At 63.7% G+C, this 14,603-nt stretch carries 8 protein-coding genes and 1 tRNA gene; 2 read left to right on the forward strand and 7 right to left on the reverse strand.

Translation table 11 applies throughout. The annotated features are described in order from the left end of the window. Window position 1: 1 nt before the first annotated feature. The 5 genes from AC1Q64_RS07760 to AC1Q64_RS07780 all read right to left on the reverse strand — a co-directional run bounded on the left by AC1Q64_RS07760 (window position 2) and on the right by AC1Q64_RS07780 (window position 8,955). Window positions 2–3,916: a cellulose synthase subunit BcsC-related outer membrane protein gene (locus tag AC1Q64_RS07760; protein ID WP_492250943.1), complete on the reverse strand. Its 3,915-nt coding sequence runs from the start codon at window positions 3,914–3,916 to the stop codon at window positions 2–4. After that, complete coding sequence (gene bcsZ, locus AC1Q64_RS07765) at window positions 3,913–5,067, reverse strand: cellulose synthase complex periplasmic endoglucanase BcsZ (RefSeq protein WP_492250944.1); 1,155 nt, start codon at window positions 5,065–5,067, stop codon at window positions 3,913–3,915. Before bcsZ ends, AC1Q64_RS07760 begins: the two co-directional genes overlap by 4 nt. Further along, window positions 5,060–7,435 carry a cellulose biosynthesis cyclic di-GMP-binding regulatory protein BcsB gene (gene bcsB / locus AC1Q64_RS07770; RefSeq protein WP_492250945.1) on the reverse strand — a complete coding sequence of 792 codons (2,376 nt, stop codon included), beginning with the start codon at window positions 7,433–7,435 and terminating at the stop codon, window positions 5,060–5,062. Before bcsB ends, bcsZ begins: the two co-directional genes overlap by 8 nt. A gap of 476 nt (window positions 7,436–7,911) precedes the next feature. Beyond that, a tRNA-Lys gene (locus tag AC1Q64_RS07775) sits at window positions 7,912–7,987 on the reverse strand. 83 nt (window positions 7,988–8,070) lie between these two features. Next, window positions 8,071–8,955: an NAD(P)-dependent oxidoreductase gene (locus AC1Q64_RS07780; RefSeq protein WP_492250946.1), complete on the reverse strand. Its 885-nt coding sequence runs from the start codon at window positions 8,953–8,955 to the stop codon at window positions 8,071–8,073. A 209-nt stretch (window positions 8,956–9,164) separates the two neighbouring features. Here AC1Q64_RS07780 and AC1Q64_RS07785 point away from each other — a divergent pair, with 209 nt between their 5' ends. Then, on the forward strand, window positions 9,165–10,046 hold the full coding sequence (locus AC1Q64_RS07785) for an alpha/beta hydrolase (RefSeq protein WP_492250947.1): 882 nt from the start codon (window positions 9,165–9,167) through the stop codon (window positions 10,044–10,046). Between the two features lie 30 nt (window positions 10,047–10,076). Here AC1Q64_RS07785 and AC1Q64_RS07790 read toward each other — a convergent pair whose 3' ends face one another. Next, complete coding sequence (locus AC1Q64_RS07790) at window positions 10,077–11,054, reverse strand: GMP reductase (RefSeq protein WP_291435397.1); 978 nt, start codon at window positions 11,052–11,054, stop codon at window positions 10,077–10,079. Between the two features lie 204 nt (window positions 11,055–11,258). Then, window positions 11,259–11,984 carry a hypothetical protein gene (locus AC1Q64_RS07795; RefSeq protein WP_291435399.1) on the reverse strand — a complete coding sequence of 242 codons (726 nt, stop codon included), beginning with the start codon at window positions 11,982–11,984 and terminating at the stop codon, window positions 11,259–11,261. A gap of 42 nt (window positions 11,985–12,026) precedes the next feature. On the opposite strand from AC1Q64_RS07795, the gene AC1Q64_RS07800 reads away from it, so the two are divergent. Next, entirely contained in the window at window positions 12,027–14,492 is a 2,466-nt protein-coding gene (locus AC1Q64_RS07800) for a UvrD-helicase domain-containing protein (RefSeq protein WP_492250948.1), read from the forward strand. Window positions 14,493–14,603: the final 111 nt, after the last annotated feature.

The following is a 14,603-nucleotide window of genomic DNA, read 5'->3' on the forward strand; positions in this document are numbered from 1 at the left end:
GTCAGAAGCTCGAATAGGTCTGCACCGGCCGTGGGCGGTTGTCCAGCGGAGCCCCGCCAGGTTCGAAACGGTAGCGGCCGTACACCATGAAATTAGTGGGTGCGTAGTAGGCCGAGCGGTCCAGCTCCAGCTGCGCACCCAGTGCGAGGTGTGACGTGACCTGGTACTCCAGCGCACCCCGGAACGACCGCCCGAAACCCGAGCCCGAACTGCCCGCATAGACCGGAACGCTACCGTCGGTCGCCAGCCGCGCACGTGCCAGGGACTGCAGAAGTGCGCTTTGCGGAAAGTAGTCGCTATCGCCACTGCTGCTGCGTGAAACAGAAACGGATCCGCGAGCCAGCCAGGTCAATGCGCCGCGGCGTCCGCTCCACTCCAAAGGCAGTGCGATGGACGCGTAGTTGCGCGGACTGTAATAGCCCCCGTGGCCGAAGCTGTATTCGGACAGGTCCTTGCCATAGTGCCACGCTGACACGGCAACACCGAGGTTGACCACGCCATCGCGGTGGCGCCACACATCGCGGTCCAGTGCCCATCGCAGCTGGACGCGGGTGTTGGTTGCCACATTTTTGCCGGTGAGGGCTGCCAGGCTCAGGCTCAGCGAGGTGTTGTAGGGCCCAATGTCGGTGGAAAGGCGGCCCGCAGCGCCAGTCGCTACCACGCCGCCCCACACCTGGCCGGTGATGGGGTCGCGTGCCCCCGCATACGACAGCAGGCTGCCGGTGATGGGGCGCCGATACGCTTCAAGCTTGTAGCTGTAGCGGCCCAGATCACCGGTCTTGGCCAGGCCACCCACCACATTGGTCACCGGAAAGCCGACCCCGGTGGTCCCAATGTCCCACTCGAGGTCATCCCCCACATAGCCGAAACCAAGGTTGGTGCCCTGGCCGCGTTGGCGCCGTTCAGTGGCAAAAGGGGATCCTGGTGGCAATGCCGCCACTTGCCCAAAGGTGAGCAAGTCTGAGCCGTCAGTAGGGAGGTCACCCGCATCAAGCTGCACCCGATCCACGTGCAAGAAATAGTGTCCGTCATAGCCTCGCGGCATCCACGCCACTACGGGACGTTCCCAGCCGTGCAGGCTGGAGATGCCGTCGGTGGAGCGCTTGTTCAGTGCCTGGTGCCCTGCTTCGATCCGCGGCTGGCGCCTCGCCTCGATAGCGTCGATCTCGCCTTGGATCTTGGCGATAACGGCGGGATCTGCGGGCACGGACAGTGTGTAGCTCTGCTGAAGAACCAGTGGGCGCTCTGAGTCAGTGGATGCCTGGGCTTGGATGTCAGGTGCCGTGGCGGGTGCAGCGTCCTTTCCGCGTGTCTCCAGCATGAGTGCGCTGCGGAAGAACACCATGGCCTGCGCGTAGTTGCGGTTGGCCCGCTCCAGGCGAGCCGCATGCAGCAGCACGTCGCTGTCCTGCGGGAAGGCCTCCAGCAATCGGGTCGCCATTGTCCGCGCCTCGTCCATGCGGCCGATACGTTGCCATATGCGCAGCAGCGCCAGTTGTTGCCCCGCATCGCCGGTTGGGATGTGCTCCTTCAACCACGTGGCTTCGTCGGCTGCGGCCCGCGTGTCGCCTGAGCCCTGGAGGCGTGACAGGGCGTCAGCCAGCGATATGCGAACAGACAGGTCATCGGGTTGCGCGGATGCCAGAGGTTTGAGCAACTGTGCGGCATCGGCATATTCGGCCGCAGCTATGAGCAACCGGGCCTGGGCCTGGGTGCGTTGGCGCGGCGTAGAAAGTGTGTCAGGCAGCGGCAACGCCTTGCGCGCCAGACGCGAGGCTTCACTTGTTCGACCGGCCTGGCGCTGCTGTTCGATGAGCCGCTCCTGGTGCGCTGTGTACAGCGCAACCAGCCGGGCTTCTTGCTCGGTGGTCCAGTCCGTGGCTTGCAGCAGGCGGGGCAATTGCTCGGCCAGAACGGAATCGTCCTCCGCCCGGTTGAGCAATTGGGCGTAGTCCAGTTGGGTGTCCAGCGTCAGCGCGGGTACGCGGGCCGCCAAGCGGGTGAAAACCGCTACGCCTCTTGCAGGCTGCGCACGGCGCAACCAGGCATTGCCCACGGTGTAGAGCAGGTCTGCTTCATTGCCTGCTGTTTCCTCTGCCTGGCGTAGCAATTCCTCGACGTCTGCTGGGGGCAGCGTCGTCAGGGCTTTGGTGACCAGCGACTTGACGCTCGAGAGCCGTACCAGCGCGCGCATGGAGTCTGTCTGATCGACGGTAGGTATCCGCTTCATGTCTGCCAGGGCTGCGCTGTCATCGTCCAGGGCCGAACGTATCAGGGCACGGGCATACAACATCTCGGCGTTGACTGCGCCTGACGGAATACGCGCAACTCCCTCATCCATGGCGTGCAGCGCTTCCTGGGGTCGCCCCAGGCGAATGTAAACACGCGCGAGGCGGTGCCGTATCCACGCATCGTCGGGGGCGAGCACCACTGCAGATTCCAGCGCACGCAGTGCGGGGCCGAGGCGCTGTGCCTGAAGGTCGTCCTCCGCTTGGGCCACCAGCACATCAGCCTGGGCGCTGGATAGTTTTGTGGCGAGTGTTGCATCGCGTGCGGCGGCCTCAGCCAGCAGTGCCAACGCTTGGGTGACGCGACCGGTGCGGGCATAGAGACTCGCCAGACCTTTGATGGCGGATGTGCCGTCTGGCTCCTGCCGCAGTGCTTGTTGGTAGAGGTTTTGCGCCAGCGCATGGTCGCCCTGCAGGTCGCGAATGCCGGCCAGAGTGGTCAATGCGTCGGCACTTTGGGGTTGCATCTGCAACGCACGCTCGGCCAGGTTGGCGGCGGTGCCCAGTTCATTTTGTTCGATAGCCCTGTCGGCCTGTCGCAACAGTCCCCAGAACCTGGCGGTGGCCTGTAGCTCCTGCCATCGGCCTTGGCGCGTCAGCATATAGGCTTGGCTGAACAGTTCCTGCGCCTGCGCATGCTGACCCTGGCGCAAGCGGATCAACCCCAGGTTGCCCCGGCTCTCGCCATCTTGGGGCCGCAACGCCAGCGTTGCCTGGATCTGTTCTTCAGCCAAGTCAATGTTGCCCTGGTCAAGGGCGGTGCGTGCTGCCTGGCGGGCTATGTTGGCCGGGTCACGGGCCAGGCGCGCTGCGCGTTCGACTGCTTGCTGCATGGCAGCCAGTCGTTCCACCATCGCGTTGTCGGCCGGGTAGCGCTGCAGGAATGCGCGCACACGGGGCAGGTTGGCTGGAGTGTTGGCCAGCCGGTCCAGGGCGCGACGCCACAGGTCTTGCAGTTGCTGGGCATTCGTGTCGGGCTGCTTTGCCAGCGCCTCGATTTCCTGTACCACGGCCGTTGGGTTTTCGCCCTGGTACATGCGCAACTCCAGTTGTGCCAGTCGGTAGCGAGACTCCCCGGTCTGCTGGTACAGCCTGGCCAACTGGCGTTGGGACTCGGTGCTCTTCTTGGCCGTCGATCCCATGATCTGATGATATTCCAGTGCCAGCCCGCCGAGCGTGGGTGGACCTTGTGGAAACAGCTCGCGCGCCAGGTCGGCGGCCTCGGCCTTGCGGCCTGCACGCGCCATCAGGCGCATCTGGGCGAGTTTTTCGCGGTCGGGGCCATACACGCGCACCAGGGTTTCCAGTTCCTGGGTCAGTACGTGACCCGGATGGCGTGCACGCAAGGTGGCCAGTACACGCTGGGCCTCATCAGTTTTCTTTTCGCGCAGTGCCAGATCACCCAGTGTGGCCAGGCCTTCCGGAGAGTTGGGGTCCATCGCCAGCAGCTTGTCCACCAACTGGCGGGCCATATCGGGGCGGTTTTTGCTGGCCCACATGCGCGCGCCGCTCAGCAATTCTGCTTCGATGGCGGGCGGAGTACTGGCAAGCACACCTTGCTGCGCGGGCAGGCAGGCCGCTGCAAGCAAGGTCAGTGACGGCAGCCAATGACGGGTGTGGTGTTTCACGGTGTCCACCGTACAGTAAGCTGCCCGCTTGCCGTGAAGCGATATTGCCCCTCCATGGCGCCGAGCCCAAACAAGCCCAGCACCTGCTCGTAGTAGGCGGTAGGGCGCAATGGGCGGGCCTCCAGGCGCATGCGCTGCGATTGCAGGGTACGGTCGTCCCCCACGGCCCGCAAGAACGGCAGCACCGCTGCAGAGAACCCTGAGGGTGCAGGGCCCGAGGCCTGTGCCGTCTGAATGTCGATGTACTCTGGCGGGTAACCCTGCTCGCGCACAAAACGTGCCATGGGCTGCAGGTTATCCAGCAGGGCCTTGCGGCCTGGTGCGTTGGCGTGCAGCGTGCCAGCCCATAGATAGACACGGATCGCGTTGTAGCTGCCCTGGCCTTTTTCCTTGCCCTTGTCGTCCACCAGAAAACCCCGCTTGGCGTCGTACACAGTCCAGTCGGGGGCAAAGCCCTTGGGCGATGCGCCCTGGATGACCTTGAGCGAGCTGTCCGCCAGTTGCTTCCATTCGGGCTGCGGGTCCACAGCCGCCAGCCAGTGCATCAGGTGCATGGGCATGTAGCTAGGGTTCAGGCGCCAGCGTCCGTCTCCTTGCACAAATCCCTGGGGCGCCGGTAGAAGGGTCAGCCCAAGGCCCGGCAGGTTGGCAGTTTCTTCGCGCAGGATACGGGCAGCCAGCAGGGCCGAGAGTGCGCGGAAACTACGCACGTTCCACAGACGACCTGCCTCGCCCAGTGCGTAGGCAATCCAGAGGTCGGCGTCAGAGGCTGCGTTGCTGTCGATGACCCCCCAGGTGCCATCGGGGCGTTTGCCCCATAGCCAGGCAGGCAGCCGGGCTGTCATGTCTCCGTCGCACAGGTTGTTTTCGGTCCATCGCAGCAACTTGTCAAAGGTGGCACGGTCATTGGCCACCAAAGCAAAAAACAAGGCGTATGCCTGACCTTCGGAGTAGGTCTGCCCGCCCTCGGCATCGTCGGAAACAACGCGGCCGCCTTCGTTGATGAACTGTGCCTTGAACGCTTCCCAGGCAGGCCACCCGAGTCGGTCTGCACTGGGTTTGGGCTGTGCGCGGAGGCTGGGCAGCCAGGACAGCAGCGCGGCACCACCGCCTGCTTGCAAGGCGGTACGCCGACGAATGGGATCAGTCATGCTGGGAGGCCAGTCGGCGGCGCGCCATGGTACGCAGGGCGCCATAGACAATGAATGTCAGCAGAAGGCCAGTGGCAATACCCGCCAACGCTAGCAGCAAGGGGTGGCTGTGCAGGTGGAACCACAGGCGTTGCCACCACGGCAGGTCGCCCACGTAGTAGACCGGCTTGATGCGAAAGCTCTCGATGGCGTCGCCCCGCATCAGGCCCAGATCGCCGCGCAGGCTCTTGATCTTGCCCGCATCGTTCAGGCTCTGGCTCAACAGCCCCATGGCTTCCTTGTCGGTGGCCGTGAGCGCCACCACACTGCGTCCGCTGTGCAAGGGCGACTCGAACCCTGTGACCGCCGCCAGCGGTCCCGTGCCCTGCAGCACGGCCTGTCCTCCGGAGGCGGACAGACGGTGCTCGGACTCCAGGTTGAACAGCTCGATGAACGAGCCCAGCGCGCGTTCCAGGGGCTGCACCGACCGGGCGCCAGCGGCCAGCAGGGCTGGCAGGTGGTTCTTCCATTGCTCCAGCAAACCATCGGCGTCTGCCTGCGACACGATCAGGATGTCTGTGTCACCCGCCTTGTTGGCGTCCGCAGCGCGCAGCAGCTGAAAACGGGTGCCTGGATAGCCAGTCGAGGCGCTCATGCGGCCTACGGAGGTCAGGAAGACCTCGATGTCTGCGGTGCTGGGCTGGTTGGGCAAGATGATGGAGGTCTGGGCCAGGTCGGGCACCCGGGTGAAGGGAAAGCCGCTGTTGGCATAGGCCGCCAGATTGGGCATGGCCAGGTAGTGGCGAAAACCTGTCAGGTCGATGGTGGACTGCGGATCAATGGCCGCAAACAGTTCGGTGGGGGGCGCGGACTTGCAGCGGCCCAGGTCGTTGGGTGGGATCTGGAACGCGAACTGCAGCTGGTTGTCGCCGCCGATCATGAAGGCGGGGATCTTCAGGTCCGAACGGTTTTGCGCGTTGCCATCGTCGAACAGGGGCAGCATCACGGTGTTCTTGCCGCTGGTGCGCTCATCGCGCGACTGCAGCGGGTAGGACTGGATGAACTGGTTGTTGATGGAGATGTTCAGGCTGCCATTGTCCGAAACGCTGCTGGGGGTGTAGCGGTAGGCCAGGTCCAGTGGCACGCCCTTGGCGTTCCAGGTGAACAGGTCTGGGGCCATGCGGGTGTAGATGTTCACCGTGTCATTGAGCACCGTGCCGCGCAGTTGCAGGTCCGAGGGGCTGCCCACAAGCTCGGCCAGCTTCACGGGCCGCTGGGTGGTTATCCAGCGCGGGGCGTCGTAGGGCTTGGTTAGTGCGGGATAGTCCAGCGATTTGACTGCAATGGTTTGCCCAGACAAAACCGCTTTGCCCAGGGCCAAGGCGTCGGCCGCCATCTGCAGCTGGGCGTCGTCCTTGCCCAGCACCAGCAGCAGTTTGGCCCCCGGCACTTCGGGGTGGTTGACCATGGAGATCGTAGGCTCGGTCACCGGCGCCATGTCCTGCAGGAACGCGGGGCGTTGGCCATTGGTGGCCAGCACCACGGCATGCGAGCGCGGCAACTGGTTCTCCAGCACGGGGAACTGGTTGCCTCGGTAGCCTGCGAGCATGCCGATCCAGCTGGCGATGGAGCCCGATGCCTTGAGCGTGCCGGTGCTGGGTTGGCTACCGAACACAAATGGCAGCTTCACGGGGCGGTTGTCGCGGGGGTCGAAGAACGGAGCAGGCAGCAGCGCGAGGTCGTTGCGCAGGGGGATCTGCCTCAACGAAAGCTCCAGCTGGCTGTCGTTGCTGATGGTGGCCCACAGGCTTGAATGGGTGGGCGTCTCGCATTCCATCGTGTAGTGGCCGATGAACTGGAAGCGGAACCGGTTGTAGTCGGTGAAATAGCGCGGGTCAATGTTGAGTTCGACCGTCTGCGGCGTGCCCAGCCGCTCCTTGTCCAGCACCACGGTCTGCAAGGTTTCGTCGTTGAGCATCAGCTTGAGATGCGACAGTGACGGGATCAATGCGGGCGACAGCGTGAAGGTCAGGCGCAGTTTGGCGGCTTCCACGACCTCGTCACGCCTTACGCCCACCCCCACGCTGGCTTCACTCTCCACGCCGCGCAATGCGATTGGGCGCCCAACGCCCAGTTCCTTCAGGCTGACTTTCCACTGCCGTGCGGGTAGCGCAGGAGTGGTCAATGGATTGGTTTCGCGCGCGCTGTCGCTGGTCTGCACTGCGCGGGCAACCTCACGCTCCTGGCTTACCAGTGCCTTCTCTTTGGCAGCAGTGTTGCGGGCCTTGATTGTCTGGGCGTTGGCTTGCGGGGTGGGGGCAGAAATCAGCCCGGCAGTGATCAGCGCGATAAAAAGGGGGAGTGCACGGGTGGCGGAAATGGATTTCACAGTGTTCTTTTTACTGGCTCGTACCTGGCGGATGGGCGCATCGGATCCATGCCTGGATGGTGTCACTTGTATGACAAAGTGTATCGACGGGAGCGTGCCGTGCCGCTTCGCAAGACATTTGTTTGCAATTGCTGCCTCAGCATTGTTGCTGCCCGACTGCAACAGATACGCGAAGAGTAGATGCCTGGATTCATGGTTCGAAAAATCGGTGCGCATCCGTGGCGCTGCCTGGTCACCATGGCATGGTGGGCTGACAGCGGGCAGAGCACGCGGCGGTTCTCGCAAAGACACATCCGTTGCCACCCGTGGAGGGCGGACACCGGGGCCGTGGGCCCCAGGCGGCCAGACGATGGTGCTGCCGGCGGACGACTCCGTGCCATGGGGCCGGGCTGCCGCGAGCGGGGAAGCAATCGGTCTGAAAACAAAAAAGCCTGCTACTTATGGGTAACAGGCTTTTTGTGCCTTGCGGCTTGATTTGGTGGGTCCTGAGTGACTCGAACACTCGACCTACGGATTAAGAGTCCGCTGCTCTACCAACTGAGCTAAGAACCCAAATCTTTTAAATTTGTCTGCATTGCTGCAGAGCCTCGAATTATGCACTAATTTTTTAGCACTCTGCAAGTCGTGCTCAAAAATTATTGCATTGCGTTGCGACTGGCCAGTTCTACAAAGAGACCGCTGTGGTCCAGTTCGCCCAGACCGTGGTCCACACCCTCGGCATACAGCGCCTCGAACAGTGCGGTGATGGGGGCGTCGAAACCCGTCTCCCTGGCCGTGGCCAGAGCATTGCGCATGTCCTTGAGCTGGACAGCCATGCGGCCCCGGGGCGCAAAGTCGCGTTCCACCATGCGCTGACCATGCAACTGCAGGATGCGGCTGTCGGCAAAACCACCACTGATGGCCTCGCGGACCTTAGCCATATCGGCACCACCCTTGGCGGCAAAAAGCAGCGCTTCGGCCACGGCGCCAATCGTGATGCCCACGATCATCTGGTTGGCAAGTTTGGCCAGTTGCCCAGCGCCGTGTGGCCCCACATGCGTGGCGCGCCCCAGGCAGGCGAACACGGGCCGGGCACGGGCAAAGTCTTCAGGCCGTCCGCCAGCCATGATGGCCAGGGTGCCAGCTTCGGCACCGACGGTGCCACCCGATACCGGTGCGTCCAGGTGGGTCAGGCCCAGCTCGCCCAGGCGGGCCGCGTGGTCGCGGGCCTCGCTGGGCTGTATGGAGGCCATGTCAATGAAAAGAGCGCCTGGGCGCATCGCCCGGGCAGTGCCCTGTTCAAACAGGACCTGGCCCACGACCGGGCCGTTCTCAAGCAGACTGATGGCAATGTCGGCGTCCTTGACGGCATCGGCAGGGCTGCCGTGCACGGTCACACCCCATTGCGTCAGCGGTTCTGCCTTGGCGCGGGTCCGGTTCCATGCCTGCACCTGGTGGCCTGCTTCGCTGAGCCGCCTGGCCATGGGCAACCCCATCATGCCAATGCCAAGAACGGCGATGCGAAGCGGTGTGGTGGTCATGGCGTTGCTCTGCTGCGAAAAGGTATTCAAGGGCGTGTCTGTTGGCATCATGTGCCTTTTTGGCGCTGCAGCCTGTCACGGAGCTTGCAGCGTACGGCGATTGGCCAGATGATTCTGTAGCACCAGCGTCATTTCTGTGCCTGCCGAGCCTTCAGAGGGCGCACCCCACCGCGCGGAATGTAGCCTGCACTACACGGAGACCACTGCCCATGACCTTGCCCCTGTATGACCCCGCCTGGCTGGAGCGCATGTACAACAACCGCGCCCTTGTCCCTGACTACATGGACTACTTCCAGCGTTGGGCGCAAGACTCGGCCCAGGTACGCGCCAATGTCCCCTGTGCGCTGGATGTGACCTATGGCACAGGTGTCGGGGAAACCCTGGACGTGTTTCCGTCCACCCGCACCGCGGGTGGGCCGGTGCCGGTACTGGTGTTCATCCACGGCGGTTACTGGCGGTCGCTCGACAAATCCGATCACTCGTTCATCGCTCCGCCCTTTACCCAGGCCGGGTTTTGTGTGGTGGTGGTGAACTACGCGCTGTGCCCGGGCACTCCGCAGGCGCCGGTGACCATTCCTCACATCGCGCGGCAGATGGAGAAGGCTCTGGGTTGGGTGTGGCACCACATTGCTGCCCATGGTGGCGACCCCCAGCGGATCACCGTGGCGGGGCATTCTGCTGGCGGGCAACTGGCGGCGCTGCTGCTCACCAGCGTGTGGTCGCTCATCGGCAAGGGCTTGCCAGATGGCTTGGTGCGCAATGCGCTGTCGATCTCTGGGGTGCACGATCTCGAACCCGTCATGCATACGCCCATGTACCAGTCGGTGTTGCACCTGACCGAGCAGCAGGTACTGCAATGCAGCCCTGCGCGTTTGCTGGAGCCGCCCACCGGCACACTGTATTGCGCCGTCGGGGCCGATGAAAGCCCCGAGTTCCTGCGCCAGAACCAGCTCATGCAGCACGCCTGGGGCAGCCATTTCGTGCCCCGCAGCGTGGCCTTGCCGGGGTTGAATCACTTCAGCATCGTGGATGCCCTGGCCAAGCCCGGCCATGACCTGCACCACATGGCGCAGAACCTGCTGCGGGCCTGACCGCGCCGGAATCCGCGCCCGGCTTCTGGGTTACATCAGCAGGTGTTCGCCTGCGTTGTCGCCGCCCAGGATCACATAGTTGACCTTGCGCACGTCCATCAGCTTGGTGCCGCCCGAGTAGCTGATGGAGCTTTGCACGTCCTGCTCCATCTCGATCAGCGTCTCGGCCAGTTTGCCCTTGATAGGTTCGAGGATGCGCTTGCCTTCGACATGCTTGTATTCGCCTTTGTTGAAGTCGCTGGCCGAGCCGTAGTACTCCTTGAACAGCGCGCCGTCCACTTCCACCGTTTTGCCTGGTGACTCCTCGTGGCCCGCAAACAGCGAGCCGATCATCACCATGCTGGCGCCAAAGCGGATGCTCTTGGCGATGTCGCCGTGGCTGCGGATGCCGCCATCGGCAATGATGGGCTTGGTGGCCACGCGGGCACACCACTTGAGCGCGCTGAGCTGCCAGCCACCCGTGCCAAAACCGGTCTTGAGCTTGGTGATGCACACCTTGCCCGGGCCTACGCCCACCTTGGTGGCATCGGCGCCCCAGTTTTCCAGGTCGATGATGGCTTCGGGTGTGGCTACGTTACCCGCGATCACAAACGACTGGGGCAGGTGCTTTTTGAGGTAGCCAATCATGTTCTTCACACTGTCGGCATGGCCATGGGCGATGTCGATGGTGATGTATTCGGGCGTGAGTCCCAAGGCCACCAGCTGGTCCACCGTGTCGTAGTCGGGTTGCTTGACGCCGAGCGAGATCGACGCGTAGCAGCCCTTGGCGTGCATGTCCTTGACGAACTGGATGTTGTCCAGGTCAAAGCGGTGCATGACGTAGAAGTAACCGTTCTGCGCCATCCAGGTGCAGATGGTTTCGTCCACCACGGTCTTCATGTTGGCGGGCACCACCGGCAGGCGAAAGCGGCGGCCGCCCAGCTCCACGCTGGCGTCGCATTCCGAGCGGCTTTCCACGCGGCACTTGCGAGGCAGCAGCAGGATGTTGTCGTAGTCGAAGATTTCCATGAGATTCCAAGCTCCATAAAGGGGCGCCGCCAAACTATTTCGACGGCGGTGGGCGCTTGGCTGTCAGACCGGCTTTGCGAGAGTGAACGTGAGAGTCACTCCGAACCCTGCTGAGCGCAGGCACAAAAAACCGGGCGTCAAGAAACTTGGGCCCGGTGCTTGATTCTACCCGCCTGCCAAATGGCCGTCATAACGGCCCCGGTATTACCTGCATACGGATTGGGCGGCCGCCACGATGCTGCCCGAGGCATCTTGCACCCAGCCGACCAGATGCAGCCGCTCGGCCTGCGCGCCATCGGGGATGCGCATGGAGCGGGTCTCCATCCATGCCCACGGCTTGCCTTTGCTGCTTGCGGCCCGGTATGCCTGGGGCCAGGTGCCCTCGAACTGGTTGCGCACGATGAAACGGGGCACCACCGTGCCGTCGGTGCCTGTGGGGATGGCCTCCACCAGCAGCAGGCGAAAGGCAAGGGGCGTGGCAGCAGCCTTGCGCTGTGGCGCCACGGGGGAGGGGGTGAAGTTGATACCTGTGCCCACATAGTCATTGAACGCCACCCCGTGGGCCACGCGCAACCGGCCGCGTGCCGCTCCATCCACTGGTGTGACATACACATCGGTGGAAATGGGCGGCTTGCGCCCCAGGGCCTTCAGGCGCGGCAGAGCATCGGTTGTGGCCGCAGCCGACAAGGGGGCTTCATCGCCCGTCTTGCCGGGCACGATCCAGTCCAGCACCATGGCACCTGCGTTGGCCGACGGTGCCGGGGTGGCAGCATCGCCCCAGCAGGCCTCGCAGTCGGCGCTGATGAATCGCTCGAACACGGCCAAAGGCCTGGGGGTGCCGTCGCTGCTGCAACTGGCCTGGGCCAGCGCCTGGGGGGCATGCGCCAGTGCAAGCCACAGGCTGGCCAGGGTGAGGGCAATGTTTTTCATGGTGTGGGGCAGCGTGGGGCAGGGGCTTTCTACAATGGCTGGATGTTCCCACAAGACCCGTTTTCGGGTGTGCCAGATGCGCTGGTGCCCCCACACTCCGGTGCGCCCTCGGCTGCATCCCCCCTTCTGACTAACCTGAATGACGAGCAACTGGCTGCGGTGACGCTGCCCGCAGGCCATGCCCTCATCCTGGCGGGGGCCGGGTCGGGCAAGACCCGGGTGCTTACCACCCGCATCGCCTGGCTGCTGCAGAACGGCTACGCCACGCCGGGCGGTATCCTGGCCGTCACCTTCACCAACAAGGCCGCCAAGGAGATGGTGGCCCGTCTGTCGGCCATGTTGCCGGTGAACGTGCGCGGCATGTGGATCGGTACCTTCCACGGCTTGTGCAACCGGCTGCTGCGCGCGCACCACAAGGCGGCGGGGCTGTCGCAGTCGTTCCAGATCCTCGACACCCAGGACCAGCTCTCGGCTATCAAGCGCCTTTGCAAGCAGCACAACGTGGACGATGAGCGTTTTCCACCCAAGCAGCTGGCGTATTTCATTGCCAATTGCAAGGAAGAAGGCCTGCGCCCCGCCAACGTGGAGGCGCACGACAGCGACGCCCGCAAGAAGGTCGAGATCTATCAGCTGTACGAAGAGCAATGCCAGCGCGAGGGCGTGGTGGACTTTGGCGAACTGATGCTGCGCAGCTACGAGCTGCTGCGCGACAACGACCCCATTCGCGAGCATTACCAGCGCCGCTTTGCGCACATCCTGGTCGATGAGTTCCAGGACACCAACAAGCTGCAGTACGCCTGGCTCAAGCAGCTGGCGGGTAACGACGTGGGCGGGCGCTTTGAAGCGCGCGGCAGCGTGATCGCAGTGGGCGACGACGACCAGAGCATCTACGCCTTCCGTGGCGCGCGCGTGGGCAACATGACCGACTTTGTGCGCGAGTTCGATGTGCAACGCCAGATCAAGCTGGAGCAGAACTACCGCAGCTACAGCAACATCCTTGACTCGGCCAATGCCCTCATCAGCCACAACAGCCGCCGCCTGGGCAAGAACCTGCGCACCACGCAGGGCGCAGGCGAGCCCGTGCGCGTGTACGAGGCCAGCTCGGACCTGGCCGAGGCGCAGTGGATGGTCGACGAGATCAAGCAGCTGGTGCGCAACGACGGCTTTGAGCGCAAAGAGATTGCAGTGCTTTATCGCAGCAATGCGCAAAGCCGGGTGATCGAATCGGCGCTGTTCAATGCCAGCGTGCCCTACCGCGTGTACGGCGGCCTGCGGTTTTTTGAACGTGCAGAAATCAAGCACGCGCTGGCGTATTTGCGCCTGTTGGAGAACCCGCACGACGACACCAGCTTCACGCGCGTCGTCAACTTTCCTCCGCGCGGCATTGGCGCGCGCAGCATCGAGGTGCTGCAGGACGCGGCCCGCGCCGCAGGCTGCTCGTTGCACGATGCGGTGAGCGCTGTGCCCGGCAAGGCGGGGGCCAACCTGGGCGCGTTTGTGGCCATGGTGGATGTGCTGCGCGAGCAGACCCAGGGCCTGAACCTGCGCGGCATCATCGAGCAGATGCTCGAATCCACGGGGCTGGTGGAGCACTTTCGCACCGAGAAGGAAGGCGCCGACCGCATCGAGAACTTGGAGGAACTGGTCAACGCCGCCGAGAGCTTTGTCACGCAAGAGGGCTTTGGCCGTGACGCGGTGGCGCTGCCGCTGGACGAGCACGGCACGCCGCTCACCCAAAGCGTGGTCAGCCAAGGGCTGGACCCGAACGCGCCCGTACTCGACGAGCCTTTGAAACCCGCTGTGCCCGGCATTGTGGATGCCGACACCGGCGAAACCCTCTCGCCCCTGGCCGCCTTCCTGACCCACGCCGCGCTCGAAGCCGGTGACAACCAGGCCCAGGCTGGGCAGGACGCTGTGCAGCTCATGACGGTGCACGCCAGCAAGGGGCTGGAGTTTGACTGCGTGTTCATCGGCGGCATGGAGGAGGGCCTGTTCCCCCACGAGAACTCCGCCAGCGACCGCGACGGCCTGGAGGAAGAGCGTCGCCTGATGTACGTGGCCATCACCCGCGCCCGCAAGCGCCTGTACCTGAGTCACTCGCAAACGCGCATGCTGCACGGGCAGACGCGCTACAACATCAAGAGCCGGTTTTTTGACGAACTGCCCGAAGCGGCCCTCAAGTGGATCACGCCCAAGCAGCAGGGCTTTGGCTCGTATACGCCCAGTTTCGCTACTAATTCAGGAGCTGGTAGCGCATATGGATCTAGCGCTAGAGGCCAATTTGGCTTCAAATCCGAGACGTTTGCCAGCCCCCCAGTGCCTGCGCAGAAGGCGGCGCCCTCGCACGGCCTGCGCGCGGGCATTGCCGTGTTCCACACCAAGTTTGGCGAGGGCAAGGTGCTGGCCATTGAAGGCACCGGCGACGACGCACGTGCACAGGTCAACTTTCCGCGCCACGGCACCAAGTGGCTGGCGCTGTCGGTGGCCAAGCTGACGGTGGTCGAATAGCGCGTTTTGAGCTAGATCGCCTGCTAGCGCTAGTACCTTATGCCCTGGTAGCTATTGTTTGTATAGCAAACCGGGGCCGCCAATGATAACGGGGCCCTCGGGCCCCGTTGG

The organism is Acidovorax sp. GW835-FHT14G06, assembly GCF_058793595.1.

What these genes read in the sequence shown, in the direction of transcription:
- bcsZ (WP_492250944.1), bottom strand. Translation starts at nt 5,067, where the DNA reads ATGACTGATCCCATTCGTCGGCGTACCGCCTTGCAAGCAGGCGGTGGT.
- AC1Q64_RS07795 (WP_291435399.1), bottom strand. Translation starts at nt 11,984, where the DNA reads ATGAAAAACATTGCCCTCACCCTGGCCAGCCTGTGGCTTGCACTGGCG.
- AC1Q64_RS07785 (WP_492250947.1), top strand. Translation starts at nt 9,165, where the DNA reads ATGACCTTGCCCCTGTATGACCCCGCCTGGCTGGAGCGCATGTACAAC.
- AC1Q64_RS07800 (WP_492250948.1), top strand. Translation starts at nt 12,027, where the DNA reads ATGTTCCCACAAGACCCGTTTTCGGGTGTGCCAGATGCGCTGGTGCCC.
- AC1Q64_RS07780 (WP_492250946.1), bottom strand. Translation starts at nt 8,955, where the DNA reads ATGACCACCACACCGCTTCGCATCGCCGTTCTTGGCATTGGCATGATG.
- AC1Q64_RS07790 (WP_291435397.1), bottom strand. Translation starts at nt 11,054, where the DNA reads ATGGAAATCTTCGACTACGACAACATCCTGCTGCTGCCTCGCAAGTGC.